The sequence below is a fragment of the Pseudomonas sp. FR229a genome (assembly GCF_030209115.1).
In the GTDB taxonomy this organism is placed as follows: Bacteria; Pseudomonadota; Gammaproteobacteria; order Pseudomonadales; family Pseudomonadaceae; genus Aquipseudomonas; species Aquipseudomonas moraviensis_A.
This window is the reverse complement of record NZ_JARVSP010000006.1, coordinates 105778-122476: the sequence shown is the minus strand read 5'-3', so window position 1 is coordinate 122476 and position 16699 is coordinate 105778. Positions and strand designations below refer to the sequence as shown.

11 protein-coding genes are annotated in these 16699 nt (G+C 60.5%); 5 read left to right on the top strand and 6 right to left on the bottom strand.

Features of this window, described 5'->3' with window-relative positions:
* Positions 1-94: 94 nt before the first annotated feature.
* Complete coding sequence (locus QRN33_RS05010) at positions 95-1258, bottom strand: isovaleryl-CoA dehydrogenase (protein WP_016775311.1); 1164 nt, start codon at positions 1256-1258, stop codon at positions 95-97.
* Positions 1259-1549: 291 nt separating this feature from the next.
* Between QRN33_RS05010 and QRN33_RS05005 the strand changes: the two genes are divergently transcribed.
* A complete protein-coding gene (locus tag QRN33_RS05005; RefSeq protein ID WP_285407441.1) occupies positions 1550-3247 on the top strand; it encodes an AMP-binding protein in 1698 nt (565 codons plus the stop codon).
* 653 nt (positions 3248-3900) lie between these two features.
* On the opposite strand, the gene QRN33_RS05000 is transcribed toward QRN33_RS05005, so the two are convergent.
* The 3 genes from QRN33_RS05000 to QRN33_RS04990 all read right to left on the bottom strand — a co-directional run bounded on the left by QRN33_RS05000 (position 3901) and on the right by QRN33_RS04990 (position 6426).
* Complete coding sequence (locus QRN33_RS05000) at positions 3901-4800, bottom strand: hydroxymethylglutaryl-CoA lyase (protein ID WP_285407440.1); 900 nt, start codon at positions 4798-4800, stop codon at positions 3901-3903.
* A 144-nt stretch (positions 4801-4944) separates the two neighbouring features.
* On the bottom strand, positions 4945-5340 hold the full coding sequence (locus QRN33_RS04995) for a MerR family transcriptional regulator (protein WP_042609191.1): 396 nt from the start codon (positions 5338-5340) through the stop codon (positions 4945-4947).
* A gap of 150 nt (positions 5341-5490) precedes the next feature.
* Positions 5491-6426 carry a LysR family transcriptional regulator gene (locus QRN33_RS04990; protein WP_064363647.1) on the bottom strand — a complete coding sequence of 312 codons (936 nt, stop codon included), beginning with the start codon at positions 6424-6426 and terminating at the stop codon, positions 5491-5493.
* A gap of 171 nt (positions 6427-6597) precedes the next feature.
* Between QRN33_RS04990 and QRN33_RS04985 the strand changes: the two genes are divergently transcribed.
* Entirely contained in the window at positions 6598-7827 is a 1230-nt protein-coding gene (locus QRN33_RS04985; protein ID WP_042609193.1) for an acyl-CoA dehydrogenase, read from the top strand.
* 121 nt (positions 7828-7948) lie between these two features.
* Here the strand turns inward: QRN33_RS04985 and QRN33_RS04980 are convergent, their stop codons facing one another.
* Positions 7949-9283: a substrate-binding domain-containing protein gene (locus QRN33_RS04980; protein ID WP_285407439.1), complete on the bottom strand. Its 1335-nt coding sequence runs from the start codon at positions 9281-9283 to the stop codon at positions 7949-7951.
* 190 nt (positions 9284-9473) lie between these two features.
* Positions 9474-10286: an exodeoxyribonuclease III gene (gene xthA, locus QRN33_RS04975; RefSeq protein WP_252873054.1), complete on the bottom strand. Its 813-nt coding sequence runs from the start codon at positions 10284-10286 to the stop codon at positions 9474-9476.
* A 297-nt stretch (positions 10287-10583) separates the two neighbouring features.
* Between xthA and QRN33_RS04970 the strand changes: the two genes are divergently transcribed.
* The 3 genes from QRN33_RS04970 to QRN33_RS04960 all read left to right on the top strand — a co-directional run bounded on the left by QRN33_RS04970 (position 10584) and on the right by QRN33_RS04960 (position 16699).
* Positions 10584-11234, top strand: coding sequence for a GNAT family N-acetyltransferase (locus QRN33_RS04970; protein WP_042609196.1), 651 nt, complete (start codon positions 10584-10586; stop codon positions 11232-11234).
* 66 nt (positions 11235-11300) lie between these two features.
* The gene (locus QRN33_RS04965) at positions 11301-13028 is read left to right on the top strand and encodes an autotransporter assembly complex protein TamA (RefSeq protein WP_042609197.1); all 1728 of its coding nucleotides are present in this window, start codon (positions 11301-11303) and stop codon (positions 13026-13028) included.
* Entirely contained in the window at positions 13025-16699 is a 3675-nt protein-coding gene (locus QRN33_RS04960; protein WP_285407438.1) for a translocation/assembly module TamB domain-containing protein, read from the top strand. The genes QRN33_RS04965 and QRN33_RS04960 overlap by 4 nt, the downstream gene beginning before the upstream one ends.

The window sequence follows — 16699 nt, the reverse complement described above, 5'->3', positions numbered from 1 at the left end:
GTAAGCAGCTTCTAGCTACAAGCGGCAAGCTGCAGGTTGGGCAAGAGCGTGGATCTCTTGCAGCTTGTGGCTTGCGGCTTGCAACTGACGAAATTCATTTCGTCTCGTTGAACAGTTCGCGACCGATCAGCATGCGGCGGATTTCGCTGGTGCCGGCGCCGATTTCGTAGAGCTTGGCGTCGCGCAGCAGGCGGCCGGCGGGGAATTCGTTGATGTAGCCGTTGCCGCCAAGAATCTGGATGGCATCGAGGGCCATTTGTGTGGCGCGTTCGGCGGTGTAGAGAATCACTCCAGCGGCATCCTTGCGCGTGGTTTCGCCGCGCTCACAGGCCTGCGCAACCGCGTACAGATAGGCGCGGCTGGCGTTGAGTTGGGTGTACATGTCGGCGACTTTGCCCTGGATCAGCTGGAATTCGCCGATGCTCTGGCCGAACTGCTTGCGGTCGTGGATGTACGGCACGATCAGGTCCATGCACGACTGCATGATCCCGGTCGGGCCGCCCGAGAGCACCACGCGTTCGTAATCGAGGCCGCTCATCAGCACCTTCACGCCACCGTTGAGCACGCCGAGGATGTTCTCTTCCGGCACTTCGACGTCATCGAAGAACAGCTCGCAGGTATTGGAGCCGCGCATGCCCAGCTTGTCGAACTTGTTGCTGCGGCTGAAGCCTTTCCAGTCACGCTCGACGATGAACGCAGTAATGCCGTGCGGGCCTTTTTCCAGATCGGTCTTGGCGTAGATCACGTAGGTGTTGGCGTCAGGGCCGTTGGTGATCCAGGTCTTGCTGCCGTTGAGGACGAAGCGGTCGCCGCGTTTGTCGGCACGCAGCTTCATCGAGACCACATCGGAACCGGCATTGGGCTCGCTCATGGCGAGGGCGCCGACGTGCTCGCCGCTGATCAGTTTCGGCAGGTATTTGCTCTTCTGTTCGTGGTTGCCGTTGCGGTTGATCTGGTTGACGCAGAGGTTGGAGTGCGCGCCGTATGACAACGCCACCGACGCCGAGCCACGGCTGATTTCTTCCATCGCCACCACGTGCGCCAGATAACCCAGGCCCGCGCCGCCGTACTCTTCCGGCACGGTGATGCCGAGCAGACCCATGTCACCGAATTTGCGCCACATATCGGCCGGGAACAGGTTGTCGTGATCGATCTGCGCGGCACGCGGGGCGATCTGATCGGCGACGAAGGACTGCACCTGATCGCGCAGCATGTCGATGGTTTCACCGAGGGCGAAGTTCAGGGATGGATAGCTCATGGGTCACCTTTTGGCTTTTTTATCGGGTGGAGTGCACGTCAGATCGGCGCTCAGCTTTACGTTAACGTAAAGCTTCCCGAGTTCGGCTGTCAATCAGCTTTACGTAAGCGTCAACTTGCGCGAGAGTAAGGACAGTTCAGGATAGAAAACGCAGAGCTTTCTGTAGGAGTGAGCCTGCTCGCGATGGCAGTGTGTCAGTCAATATTTGCGTTTGCTGACACGACTCTATCGCGAGCAGGCTCACTCCTACAGGGTCGTCGTTACCCATAAATAAAGACAATAGGGCTCGTCATGGATCACCCCACTGCAAACCCGCCGCGCAGCTACACCCGTGGTTCTCAGGATCAGGCCCTGCTGGCGCTGACCATCGGTCAGCGCTTCGATCAGACGGTCGCGCAATACCCGGATGGCGAGGCGCTGGTGGTGTGCCATCAGCAGTTGCGTTACTCCTGGCGACAACTGGCCGACGCCGTGGATGAGCAGGCCAGAGCTTTGCTCGCATTGGGTTTGCAGACCGGTGATCGCCTCGGCATCTGGGCGCCGAACTGTGCGCAGTGGTGCGTCACCCAATTCGCCACGGCGAAGATCGGAGTGATCCTGGTCAACATCAATCCCGCCTATCGCAGCTCGGAACTCGAATACGTGCTCAAGCAATCCGGCTGTCAGTGGCTGGTCTGCGCGGGCGCGTTCAAAACCTCGAATTACCATGAAATGCTCCAAGGCCTGGCGCCCGAGCTGGCCGAGCACGCCATCGGTCAACTGCGCAGCGAACGTCTGCCGGATTTGCGCGGCGTGATCAGCCTCGATGCAAACCCGCCAGCTGGCTTTCTGCCGTGGTCGCAGCTCAGCGAGCTGGCTGCCAGCGTCTCGCCTGATCAACTGGCCGAGCGCAGCGCCAGCCTGCATTTCGATCAACCGGTGAACATCCAGTACACCTCTGGCACCACCGGTTTTCCCAAGGGCGCAACCCTCAGTCACTACAACATTCTCAACAACGGCTACATGGTCGGCGAAAGCCTCGGCCTGACGTCTGCCGATCGTCTGGTGATTCCGGTGCCGCTGTATCACTGCTTCGGCATGGTCATGGGCAACCTCGGCTGCGTCACCCATGGCAGTACGATGATTTACCCCAGCGACGCTTTTGATCCGGCGGTGACTCTGCAAGCGGTGGCCGAAGAAAAAGCCACGGCGCTGTACGGTGTGCCGACCATGTTCATCGCCATGCTCGATCAGCCGCAGCGGCAGGCTTTCGACCTGACGAGCCTGCGCACGGGGATCATGGCCGGAGCGACCTGTCCGATCGAGGTCATGCGTCGAGTGATCAGCGAAATGCACATGAGCGAAGTGCAGATCGCCTACGGCATGACCGAAACCAGCCCGGTGTCGTTGCAGACCGGGCCGGCCGACGAGCTTGAGCTGCGCGTCACCACGGTCGGGCGCACTCAGCCACAGCTGGAAAGCAAGATTATCGACGACGCAGGCAACGTCGTGCCACGCGGCACCATCGGTGAATTGTGCACCCGCGGTTACAGCGTGATGCTCGGCTATTGGAATAACCCGCAGGCCACGGCCGAGGCCATCGATGAGGCGGGGTGGATGCACACGGGCGACCTGGCGAGCATGAACGAGGAGGGTTACGTCAACATCTCCGGGCGTAACAAAGACATGATCATTCGTGGCGGCGAGAACGTTTATCCCCGAGAGCTGGAAGAATTCTTCTTCACCCATCCGGCGGTAGCGGATGTGCAGGTGATCGGCATTCCGTGCCCGCGCTACGGTGAAGAGATCGTCGCCTGGATCAAATTCCACCCCGGCCACAGCGCCTCTGAACTGGAGCTGCAAACCTGGTGCAAAGCGCGGATTGCGCACTTCAAGACACCGCGTTACTTCAAGTTCGTCGACGCGTTTCCGATGACAGTGACGGGGAAGATCCAGAAATTCAGGATGCGTGAGATCAGTATCGAAGAGCTGCGCATCAATAACGCCTGACACAAATCCCTGTAGGAGTGAGCCTGCTCGCGATAGCGGTGTATCAGTCAATATTTGCATCGGCTGATATGACGCTATCGCGAGCAGGCTCAATCCTACAGGGGATCGGGTGAATTCAGGAATTGCAGAAAGCACAAAGGGGAGCCGAGGCTCCCCTTTAATTTGTCGTTGCGTGCTCTTTTTATTATTGAGGGTCGGTCTGTTGTTGTTTTTGGCAACCGTGGCCCTGTACAGCTTTTGGCGACCCCCATCCGGGGTCAAGAGCAAACGTATTTTTTTGAGCGCTGATCTGCTTTCTCGTCAAACGATCCAACCGATTCGGGAGCTACCTGAAGGTAGTTTTATTGTTCTCTGCCCGGTTGCGGGTCACTCCTGAGAGCACCCTGAAAAGCACACCTTCTCCAAAAAAATCTGTTAGCTGCGTCTCTGCCGTGTTGTTCTTGTTATGTCAGAGTCGTTTCGTCTTGTTTTTATTGGTTTGCGGCTTTTTATTCTTGTTATGCGATAGAGATAGCAGGTGTCGTGCCAACTTTTTAAAAGAGTTGTAGATCAACGGGTTACGATTTTCATAGGTTTTCAGCCCTGGGCAAAGCCAGACAATTTGTTTCCGTGTTACTCGCTTTTGCCCACATCACTGACCCAGCGGTAACACCTCACTGGGCGCTGCGTGCCTTCGCCACCCGCGAACCGGTCGGACGGCCGAGCACTGCGCTGATCTGCTGGCCCGCGGCGATCAAGGCGTCCAGGTCGATACCGGTCTCGATGCCCAAGCCGTTGAGCAGGTACACCACGTCTTCGGTGGCGACGTTACCGCTTGCGCCTTTGGCGTACGGGCAGCCGCCGAGGCCGGCGATAGAGCTGTCGAACACCGCAATGCCTTCGAGCAGGCTGGCGTAGATATTGGCCATGGCCTGCCCATAGGTGTCATGGAAATGTCCGGCCAGTTTGTCCCGTGGCACCTGCGCCGAGACCACCTCGAACAGGCGCCGGGTCGCGCCCGCCGTACCGGTGCCGATGGTGTCGCCCAGCGACACTTCGTAGCAGCCCATCGCGTACAGCTCAAGGGCGACCATTGCCACTTGCTCCGGCGCGACCGTGCCTTCATACGGACAACCCAGCACACAGGAAACGTAACCGCGCACGGTAACGCCGTGTTGTTTCGCCGCCTCCATGATCGGCGCAAAGCGCGCCAGGCTCTCGCTGATCGAACAATTGATATTGCGCTGCGAGAACGCCTCGGAGGCCGCAGCGAACACCGCAACTTCCTTGACTCCGGCGGCAATCGCGTCTTCAAAACCGCGCAGATTCGGCGCCAGCGCGCCATAGGTCACGCCGGGCTTGCGTTGAATCTGCGCGAACACCTCGGCGGAACCGGCCATCTGCGGCACCCACTTGGGCGAAACGAAACTGCCGACTTCGATATAGCCGAGCCCGGCGGCGCTCAGTGCATCGACCAGTTGCACCTTGTCAGCCACGCTGATCGGTTGGGCTTCGTTCTGCAGGCCATCGCGCGGGCCGACTTCGATCAGGCGTACTTGGGAGGGGAGGGACATGGGCGGGACCTGCTCTTTTGAATTCGTGGAGATCCCTTGTAGGAGTGAGCCTGCTCGCGATAGCGGAGTGTCAGTCGCCATATTTTTTTCTGATACACCGCTATCGCGAGCAGGCTCACTCCTACAGGGGGGATGTAGTGTTTGCTAGACCGCCTGGCTTTTGAGCGTCTGCTCCAGCGCCTGCACGCAGCGTTCTTCGGCGGTATCAAGCTCGAGTTTCATCTGTTCGATATCCAGCAACTGCTGCTCGAGCTGTTCGCGGCGTTCGCTGATTTTCGCCAGCATGCTATTGAGCTGTCGGGTGTTACCGCTGGACGGGTCGTAGAGCTCGATCAGCTCGCGGCATTCGGCGAGGGAAAAGCCGATGCGCTTGCCGCGCAGGATCAGCTTCAGCGTGACCTTGTCCCGTGGTGAGTAAATGCGTTCCTGGCCACGACGCTCGGGGCTGAGCAGGCCTTGCTCTTCATAAAAGCGGATCGCCCGGGTGGTGATGTCCAGCTCGCGGGCGAGGTCGGAAATGCTGTAGGTCTGACTGCTCATGAAAGCGCTCGGAAAAGGGGCATGGCGCTAAGCTAATCGGTGGTTTACGTTTACGTCAAGCAAGAAAAAGATCGCAGCCTTCGGCAGCTCCTACAGGGGAATGCATTCCAAATGTAGGAGCTGCCGAAGGCTGCGATCTTCTGATTTGCCTCAAACCGCCTGCTTATCCAGCTTCTTCTCCTGCGCCGTCACCTGCTGGCACAACTCGATCATCTGCTCACGCATCCATCGGTTGGCCGGGTCCTGGTCGGTGCTTTCGTGCCAGTACAAATGCGTTTCCACCGACGGCACATCATTCACCGGCAAATTGAACGCCTGCAAGTCATGACGACGGGCGAAGCGTTCCGGCACGGTCATGACCATGTCGGTCTGCTGCATCACCTGCGAGGCCATCAAATAGTGCTGCGAGCGCAGGGCGATCTTGCGCTGGATGCCCATTTTGCCCAGCGCCAGATCGACATAACCCAGACCGCTGCGGCGGCTGGAGATATGGATGTGGGTCAGCGACAGATAATCATCAAGGCTGAGTTTTTCCTTCCCTGCCATCGGATGGCCCTTGCGCATGGCGCAGACGTAACGGTCGTCCATCAGCTTGACGTGGCGCACCTGCGGGTCGGTATTGAGCGGCGCATCCACGGCGAAATCCAGGCGCCCGGCCGCCAGTTCCTTGGTGGTTTCCCGGCGTTTCGACAGAAAGCTTTCGATGATCACCGTCGGCGCCAGGCGGCGCAGACGCTGGAACAACGGCGGCAAAATGATTGCTTCCGTGAGGTCGGTCATGCTGATGCGATAAGTCTTGACTGCCTGCGCCGGGTTGAAGATGCGGCTTTCCTGCACCGACACACGCAGCAGCGACAGGGCATTACGCACCGGGCCGATGATGTTCTGCGCCATCGGCGTTGGCACCATGCCTTGGGCAGTACGCACGAAGAGCGGGTCGTTGAAGGTCTCGCGCAGCCGGGCCAGGGCGTTGGACACCGCCGGTTGGGTGATGCCGACAATCTGCCCGGCGCGGGTCAGGTTGGCTTCGGTGTAGATCGCGTCGAAGACGATGAAAAGGTTGAGGTCGACCTTGCTCAGGTTCATAACGCGGCTTCTCTTGTTATTAAGTGCAAGTGTTTTGGGGCTCAGGATCAGCCGATCATATATCGGTGATGAATGTTTATACACGCCGAGAATAGGCTAGGTAAATTATCAGTGCTGTTCTAGCATCGATTGCATGACTTGAACAACCTCTGCCCGAGAAGGTAACTACCCATGGATTTCGCTTATTCGCCCAAGGTGCAAGAACTGCGTGAGCGCGTGACTGCGTTCATGGACACTTACGTTTACCCGGCCGAAGCGGTGTTCGAGCGCCAGGTCGCCGAGGGCGATCGCTGGCAGCCGACCGCGATCATGGAAGAGCTCAAGGCCAAGGCCAAGGCGGAAGGGCTGTGGAATCTGTTTCTGCCCGAGTCCGAACTGGGTGCCGGCCTGAGCAACCTCGAATACGCGCCGCTGGCGGAAATCATGGGCCGTTCCCTGCTGGGGCCGGAGCCGTTCAACTGCTCGGCGCCGGATACCGGCAACATGGAAGTGCTGGTGCGTTACGCCAATGAAGAACAGAAACAGCGCTGGCTCGAACCGCTACTGCGCGGCGAGATCCGTTCGGCGTTCGCCATGACCGAACCTGACGTGGCGTCCTCCGATGCGACCAACATGGCCGCCAGCGCCGTGCGCGATGGCGATCAGTGGGTAATCAACGGCAAGAAATGGTGGACCTCCGGCGCCTGCGATCCACGCTGCAAGATTCTGATCTTCATGGGTCTGAGCAACCCCGACGCGCCGCGTCACGCCCAGCACTCGATGATCCTCGTGCCGGTCGACACCCCTGGGGTGAAGATCGTCCGGCCGCTGCCGGTGTTCGGTTACGACGATGCGCCGCACGGCCACGCCGAAGTGCTGTTCGATAACGTGCGGGTGCCGTACGAAAACGTCCTGCTCGGTGAAGGACGCGGCTTCGAAATCGCCCAGGGCCGCCTTGGCCCAGGACGCATTCACCACTGCATGCGCTCGATCGGCATGGCTGAGCGGGCACTGGAACTGATGTGCAAACGCTCGGTGAGCCGCACCGCGTTCGGCAAACCGCTGGCGCGCCTGGGCGGCAATATCGACAAGATCGCCGACTCGCGGATGGAAATCGACATGGCCCGCCTGCTGACGTTGAAAGCGGCGTACATGATGGACACTGTCGGTAACAAGGTGGCGAAGAGCGAGATCGCGCAGATCAAGGTTGTGGCGCCGAACGTCGCCTTGCGGGTGATCGACCGGGCGATCCAGATGCACGGCGGCGCCGGGGTGTCGAACGACTTCCCGCTGGCTTATATGTACGCCATGCAACGCACCTTGCGCCTGGCCGACGGCCCCGACGAAGTGCACCGCGCGGCGATCGGCAAGTTCGAGATCGGCAAATATGTGCCGAAGGAGATGTTGCGTAGCGGCCAGTAATACCGAGTCGCCTAATTCGCGAGCAGGCTCGCTCCCACAGGATTTGTGACCGCCACAGATACAATGTGGGAGCGAGCCTGCTCGCGAAAGGGCCTGAACATTCAGCACATCAACATCAGGGTCAATACACCCAAACCTCAACCCGCCGATTCTTGATCCTTCCTTCATCCGCATTGTTGGTCGCCACCGGCATCAGCGCGCCGAAGCCGCGCACTTCGCGCATGACCACGCCGTTCCTGACCAGCTCGCGGCGCACCGCCATCGCCCGCAGCTTCGACAGCAGGTCTGCCCGGGCCGGGTCATCCTTGAGGTCACCAAAACCCACCAGGGTCACCGCGCGCTCGGTCTTGCCATTGCGCTTTATATAGTCGAGCACTCGCGCCAGATCCTGCCGCGCCTTGTTGTCCAGGCCGGCGCTGCCCTCGGCAAACCGGAAATTCACTGTCAGACGCTGGGCATGTCGGCTGAGGGATTGGTAACCCTCGGGCATCAGCGCATTCGGCGCCACGCTCATGGCCTGCACGGTCTGGCTGACAAAACCGCTGGCGGCGACGATTGCCTGACCCTGTGGGCTCTGCGCGAACGTGGCCAGGGCCTGCGCCCAAGGATTGCGGGTGTCCGGCGGCAGATAAAAGAACAGGCGCCGCGACAGCGGATAATCTTCGGTGGCGATCAGACTGTTCAGCGGCAACATCGCTTGCGACGCACCATCGGTGATTGCCACGGCTTTGGCCTGACGTACGTAAGGCAAGCCGATGAAGCCGATACCCTGCGGATCGGCGCTGACCGCATCAGACAACTGCTCGCTGGATTCGAAACGTTTCGCTGCGCTGCTGAGACTTTTCCCACGCCGACTCAGGACCAGTTCCTTGAATGTGTCGTAGGTCCCCGACTGATCATCCCGCGCATATAGATGTATGGCGCCGCCACGGCCACCGAGGTCTTCCCAGGTTTTCACTTCGCCGGCAAAAATCCGCGCCAGTTGTTCGGTATCCAACTGCTGTAGCGGATTGGCCGGGTTGAGGATGATGGCCAAGCCGTCGATGGCAATGACTTGCTCGGCCGCCGGGCTTTTCAGATCGCCGAGGGTTTGCAGGGCGAGCAGCTCGCTGTCCTTGATCTCCCGGGAAGAAGCGGCGAGATCGGCGCTGGTGTTTTTCAGCGCGGTGAAGCCGGTGCGGGAACCGTGGGCGGCGACTTCGATGACCACGCGTTGCCCCTGCGCAGTCTGGCCGACGATGCGCTGTTCGTTGGCGGTATCCGGGGTTTCACGATGGATTTTCAGCAGGCCTTGTTCCTGCAACAGGCCTTCGACCAACGCCGGGCCGAGCTCGGCGCCGATAGTGTTGGAACCCTGAATGCGCAGCGCCGGGCCGTTTTCGGGGATCGGCAGGACGGCGGCGTAGATCGACAGCCAGCCACTCAACAGGAAAACGCAGAGAACACGCAGGGTCATGCCGGCACCGAATCAAGCCAAGGGGATTGCCGGGGAGATTAAGTCAGAAAGATGACTTTCAGATGACACTGATCCCCTGTAGGAGTGAGCCTGCTCGCGATAGCTATTTACTGGTCAACATTTATGTCGACTGATCCACCGCTATCGCGAGCAGGCTCACTCCTACAGGGGAAATGTGTTGAGTCCGGAATCAGGCCAGTTCAAGCCAGATCGGCGCATGGTCCGAGGGCTTTTCCATACCGCGCAGTTCGTAGTCCACACCGGCATCCTTGACCCGTGGCAGCAAACCATGGGAAGCCAGAATCACGTCAATGCGCAGGCCGCGTTTGGGCTCGTCTTCAAAGCCACGGCTGCGGTAATCGAACCAGCTGAACATGTCGCTCACGTCGGGATTGAGGTGACGATAGCTGTCAGTCAGGCCCCAGTTTTTCAGGCGCGCCATCCACTCGCGCTCTTCCGGCAGGAAGCTGCATTTGCCGGTTTTCAGCCAGCGCTTCATGTTGTCCGGGCCGATGCCGATGTCGCAGTCTTCCGGGGAAATGTTCACATCGCCCATCACCACCAGTGGCTGCTCGTTGTGGAACTGGCTCTCCAGCAGTGCTTGCAAATCACTGTAGAAACGCTGCTTGGCAGGGAATTTGGTCGGGTGGTCGCGGCTTTCACCCTGTGGGAAATAGCCGTTCATGATTGTCACCGGCACGCCGTTGGCATCGGCGAAAGTGCCCCAGATAAAGCGCCGCTGCGCATCTTCTTCGTCGGTGGCGAAGCCTTTATGAATGGCGATCGGCTCGTTGCGCGAAAGCAGGGCGACACCGTAATGACCTTTCTGGCCATGAAAATGCACGTGATAGCCGAGGGCGCGGATCTCTTCAAGGGGGAACTGGTCGTCGTGAACCTTGGTTTCCTGCAGGCCGATCACGTCGGGCTGATGTTTTTCGATCAGCGCTGCCAGCTGATGCGGACGGGCACGCAGTCCGTTGATGTTGAAGGAAACGATCTTCATGGTCGGCAGTCCTGGCAAAAGGGCGATGCTAGCTGACATGGGGGAGATGGGCCAGTGTGGGAGAAATCATTTTGGCCTGTGGGATTTATGTTGTTAGTGATGACGCTATCGCGAGCAGGCTCACTCCTGCATTTTGGAATGCGTTCCCCTGTAGGAGTGAGCCTGCTCGCGATAGCGCCCTCACATTCGATGAAGATCCAGGGCTGGTCTAACCTGTGAGGGAACCACGCCACCGTCAAAAGGTTCGTACCAACAAGCGCGCCAGCCTCCGAGCGCGCCCCGGGGAGAATCATTGCCATGCCTGAAACCCAGTTCGCCAGCGCCGCCATCCACATGCTCGACCGCGGCTATTCGCGCGAGGCCCGCTCTCTGCTGTATCAGGCCTATCGCCACGAGCCGACCTTCGGCTACCTGTTCGAAGCCGAGCGTCCCGGCTACGAACAACGGGTGCGGGCCACGGTGCGTGAGCTGGTCAAACAGCATTTTCTCCAGGACCTGCCGGCGATCGGCCTGTTGGTCAATGATCGCCTGATCGGCATCGCCCTGATTGCGCCGCCGCAAAGGCGTCTGGGGGTGACGGAAAGCTGGGCATGGCGCTTGCGTATGGTGCTCAGCACCGGGTTTCGCTGCACCCGGCGTTATCTGGAATATCACGATGCCGTCGCCGCGTGCGTGCCTGGCGACTCCGTGCACATGCTGCCGCTGCTCGGCGTGCATCCGCAGTTTCAGGGCAAGCACTACGGCGAACAGCTGCTCACTGCCGTGCACAACTGGTGCGCGGTCGATGAAACCTCGCAAGGGGTGGTGCTCGACACCGGCAACCCGCGCTACCTGGAATTCTATAAAAGGCAGGGTTATCAGGAGATCGGCGAGGTTGCCGTCGGACCAGTGCGTGAACACGTATTTTTCCACGCCAATCCGCAGGTGTTACAAACAGCCACGGGATAATGATCGAACTTCTTCACAAATTACCTGTTCTATCAGGCTCCCGAGCCCGTGATAGCATCCGCGCCTATGAAGTTTCCACGAAGATTTACCAGCGGCGTGCTGATGCTGTTATCCAGCTGCGCGGCGCTGGCGCAAAGTGAATTGGATGTACGGATCAAGCCGTCCAACGATGAACTCAAGGCCAATATAGAAGGCTATATCGGCAGCCTCGGCGATCGCGACGAAGAAGCCTTGCTGCGCTTCAGTCGCGGTGCCGAAGAGCAGGCGCGCAAAGCCGCTCAGGCGCTGGGCTACTACCAGCCGCAGATCGACAGCGACGTCAAGGGCGGGGAGAAACCGCGTCTGGTGCTGAACATCGATCCCGGCGAGCCGATTCGCCTGCGCAATGTCACCGTGCGCGTCGACGGCCCGGCGGCCTCGCTGAAATCCTTTCGCGTACCGAAAAGCGACCTGCTCAAGTCCGGCGCGGTACTCAACCATGGCCGCTACGAAGACGCCAAACGGGTCATCCAGAATCAGGCCTCGCGCTTCGGTTACTTCAGCGGCCATTTCACCCGCCAGAAGCTCATGGTCGATCCGCGCGCGGGTGTCGCCGATATCGAATTGATCTATGACAGCGGCCCGCGTTATGCGCTGGGCAAAGTCAGTTTCGAGGGCGATACGCCGTTCGACGAAGACCTGCTGCAACGCATGGTGCCGTTCAAGGCAGGCGAGCCCTACGATTCGGAACTGATCGCCGAACTCAACCGCGATCTGCAATCGAGCGGCTATTTCGAAGGCGTACGCGTCGACGCCGCACCGACGGCGGCGAAGAATCAGGTGATTCCGGTCGAGGTCAAACTCGACACGCGCAAGCCGCGCACCATGGGCCTGGGTCTCGGTTACTCGACCGACGTCGGGCCACGCATCAAGGCCAACTGGACGCGTCACTGGGTCAATCCCCAGGGCGACAGTTATGGCTGGGAGGCCGAACTCTCGGCGCCCCGGCAGAACGTCGGGCTGTTCTATGACATCCCGCTCGACCCGCCATTGACCGACAAACTGCGCTGGGCCGGCGGCTATCAGTTCGAAGACATCGAAGGCTCCGACACCCTGAGCAAACTGCTGACCTTCGGCCCGGAATGGCACAGCAAGTTGCCAAGCGGCTGGCAGCGGGTGATCTCGCTGAAATGGCAACGTGAAGAATACGAACTCGGCGACGACTCCGGCCTGAGCACGTTGCTCATGCCCGGCATCAGTTATTCCTACCTCAAAAGCGACAACCGCATCGACCCGCGCAACGGCTACCGCCTGAGCTTCGAAAGCAAAGTGGCGAAGGAAGGCCTTGGTTCGGACAACAACCTTTTATATGGCACCGCGCAGGTCAAAGGCCTGACCACGGTGTTCGACAGGCACCGCTTGCTCGGCCGCGTGCAGGTTGGCGGCAGCGCCACCAATGGCTACAACTCGATCCCGCCGTCGCTGCGTTTCTTTGCCGGTGGCGATCAGAGCGTGCGCGGTTACGACTACCAGAGCCTGTCGCCGAAAAACTCCGACGGCGACCGCATCGGTGGCCGCTACATGATTGCCGGCAGCGTCGAATATCAATATTCGATCGCTGAGAAATGGCGGGTCGCGACCTTCGTCGACCAAGGCAACTCTTTCAACAAACTCGAACTGCCCGACCTCAAGACCGGGGTCGGCGTAGGTGTGCGCTGGGTCTCGCCGGTCGGGCCGATCCGCCTCGACCTCGCTCATGCGCTGGACGACGACGGCGGCATCCGGCTGCACTTTTCCATGGGGCCTGAGCTGTGAAGCGTGGTGTGAAAATTACGGCGCTGACGCTGTTGGCGCTGGTTTTGTTGATCGTCTTGAGCCTCGCCGCGCTGCTCGGTACGCAGGCGGGCAGCCGCTGGGCGCTGGGCCTGGTACCGGGTTTGAGCGTGGAGAATTTCCAGGGTCGCCTCGGTGGCCAATGGAGCGCCGATCATTTGGTGTGGCAGCAGGACACAAGCCGCGTCGAGCTGAACAGGGCGATCTTTGCCTGGTCGCCGCTGTGCCTGACGCGCATGACCTTGTGCATCGATCAGCTCAAGGCCGATCAGGTGATTCTGCAATTCCCGCCGAGCGAAGAAACCACCGAGAGCGGCCCGATCAAACTGCCCGATCTGCAATTGCCGCTGGCCATTGAACTGGGAGACGTCGAGGTCGGCAGTCTGTTGTTCAACGGCAGCGAACAGCTCAAGGGCTTGCAACTGGCGGCGCACTGGACCGCTCAGGGTCTGCAGATCGACAGTGTGAAATTGCAGCGTGACGAACTCAGCCTGAACCTGTCCGGCCTGCTGCAACCGAGCGGTAACTGGCCGTTGAACATTCAGGGCGATCTGACCTTGCCCGCGCCCGGCAGCGAACCGTGGACCCTGGCGCTGAAAATCGACGGCGATCTGCTGAAAACCCTCAACCTGCACGCCGACAGCCGTGGCTACCTCGACGGCCAGTTGAGCGGCGAGCTGCAAGCGCTGGCGGAAAACCTCCCGGCCAGGTTGCGCATCACCAGCGACGCGTTCAAACCGAGCGCCGATCTGCCGGACACCCTGCAATTCAACCAGTTGGTATTGACCGGCGAAGGCGACCTGAAAAACGGTTATCAACTGCTCGGCAACGCCACGCTGCCCGCGGAAAAATCGCCGGTGGCGTTGCTGCTCAAAGGCAAGGTCGACGCCAGCGGCGCGCAAATCGCCGGGCTCGATCTCAACGCCAACGACAAGCAAAGCCTCAAGCTCACCGGCAATGTCGACTGGAGCAAAGGCCTCAGCGCCCAGGCCAACATCAACTGGCAAGACTTCCCGTGGCATCGCCTCTATCCAGAAATCGACGAGCCACAAGTCGCCTTGCGTACCTTCACCGGCGAAGTGTCCTACACCGACGGTCAGTACCTCGGCAACTTCGACGCTGCGCTGGATGGCCCGGCCGGGGCGTTCACCCTGAGCAGTCCGTTCAGCGGCAGCCTCGAACAGATCGCCTTGCCGCAACTGGTCATGCAGGCCGGGCAGGGCAGGGCCGAAGGGCACGTCAATGTGCGCTTCGCCGACGGCATCGCCTGGGATACCGCGCTGGATCTGTCGGCGCTCAACCCGGCGTACTGGGTCGCGGAACTGCCGGGCACCCTGGCCGGGCCGTTGAAGAGCAAAGGCGAGATGAAAAATGAGCGACTGAGCCTCAGCGCCGACCTCGATCTCAAAGGCAAACTGCGCGGCCAACCGGCGATTCTGCAAGCCAAGGCTGACGGCGCGGGCGAGCGGTGGAACCTCAATGCCCTGCAAATCCGCCTCGGCGATAACAGCATCAGCGGCAAGGGCAGCCTGCAGGACAAGCTCGGCGGGCAGATCGATATCAAGCTGCCGCGTCTCGCGCAGCTATGGCCGCAATTGCGCGGGCAGGTCAACGGTCAGGTCAACGTCGCTGGCACGCTGAAGGCGCCACAGGGCAAGCTCGATCTGCAAGGTTCGCAACTGGCCTTTCAGGATAATCGCCTGCAAAGCCTCAACCTCGACGCCACCCTCGACAGTGCGCAACGAGCGAAAATCAATCTCAAAGGCAGCGGCATTCAGACCGGCGACACCTCGCTGGGCACCCTGACCGCCAGTGCTCAGGGCGACAGCAAGAGTCAGAAACTCAGCCTCGATCTGCTCGGACCCAAGCTGAAACTGGCGCTGGGACTGGACGGCAATCTGGACAAGGGCAACTGGCGCGGTCGCTTGGCCAGCGGCGATATTCAGGCCGGTGGCCAGGACTGGAAACTGCAAAACCCGGCGCGACTGGAGCGCCTGGCGGACGGCCAGATCAATTTCGGCGCGCATTGCTGGCTGTCCGGCAATGCGAGCCTGTGTGGTGAAGACCAGCGCCTGATGCCCGAGCCGAAGCTGCGCTATCACCTCAAGCAATTCCCGATCGAAAGCCTCGCGCAATGGCTGCCCAGGGACTTCGCCTGGCAGGGCCGGCTCAATGCCGATCTGCAACTGGACCTGCCGGCCAGCGGCCCGAACGGCGTGGTCAGTATCGATGCCAGCGGCGGCACCCTGCGCGTGCGCGACAAGGATCAGTGGCTGGATTTTCCCTACCAGACGCTCAAGCTCAGCAGCAAACTCACGCCCAAGCGCGTCGACACCGAGCTCAACTTCGTCGGCGGCAAACTTGGTGAGTTGATGGTGCAGGCGCAGCTCAATCCGCTGCCGAAAAACAAACCGCTGAGTGGCTCGTTCCGCCTCTCCGGGCTCGATTTGTCGGTGGCGCGGCCGTTTGTGCCGATGGTGGAAAAACTCACCGGCCGGCTCAACGGCAGCGGCACGCTCTCCGGTGGCCTGCTCGCGCCGCTGGTCAATGGCACCGTGCAGCTCAGCGACGGCGAAGTGTCCGGCGCTGAACTGCCGATGGAGCTGCAGAACCTGCAACTGACCGCGGCGATTGCCGGCGAATCGGTGCGTCTGGACGGCGGCTGGAACAGCGGCAAGACCGGCCGGGGCAGCCTCAACGGCAACGTCGCCTGGGGTCAGGCGCTGGTGGTCGATCTGGCGCTCAAGGGCACGCAATTGCCCGTCAGCGTCGAACCCTACGCCAAACTCGAAATGGCCCCGGATCTGAAGATTTCCATGGCCGGCGATGAGCTGAAAGTTGCGGGCAAGGTGCTGGTGCCCAAAGGCGAAATCACCGTGCGCGAGCTACCACCATCAACGGTGAAAGTCTCCGACGACACCATCATCGTTGGCGCGCAGACCGAGGAGGGCAAACCGCCAATCGCGATGAAAATGGACATCGACGTGATCGTCGGCCAGGACAAACTGAGCTTCGCCGGTTTCGGCCTGACCGCCAATCTGCAAGGCCAGGTGCACATTGGCGACAACATGGACACCCGTGGCGAACTCTGGCTCAACGACGGCCGCTATCGTGCCTATGGCCAGCGCCTCACGGTACGGCGTGCGCGTCTGTTGTTCGCCGGCCCCATCGACCAGCCGTATCTGGACATCGAAGCGATCCGTCAGACCGACGACGTCATCGCCGGCATTCGCCTGAGCGGCAGCGCCGAACAGCCGACCACGCAGATCTTTTCCGAACCGGCGATGAGTCAGGAACAGGCGCTGTCGTATCTGGTGCTGGGCCGTCCGCTGAGCACCAGCGGCGAAGACAACAACATGCTCGCCCAAGCCGCACTGGGCCTCGGTCTGATGGGCAGCGCCGGGGTCACCAGTGGGCTGGCCAAGGATCTGGGCATCGAGGATTTCCAGCTCGACACCCAGGGCAGCGGCAACGACACCAGCGTCGTCGCCAGCGGCAACATTTCCGAAAAACTCAGCCTGCGCTACGGCGTCGGCGTCTTCGAACCGGCCAGCACTATCGCCTTGCGCTACAAGCTGAGCAAGAAGGTCTACGTCGAAGCGGCGAGCGGCGTGGCGAGTTCGCTGGATATTTTCTACAAGCGGGATTTCTAG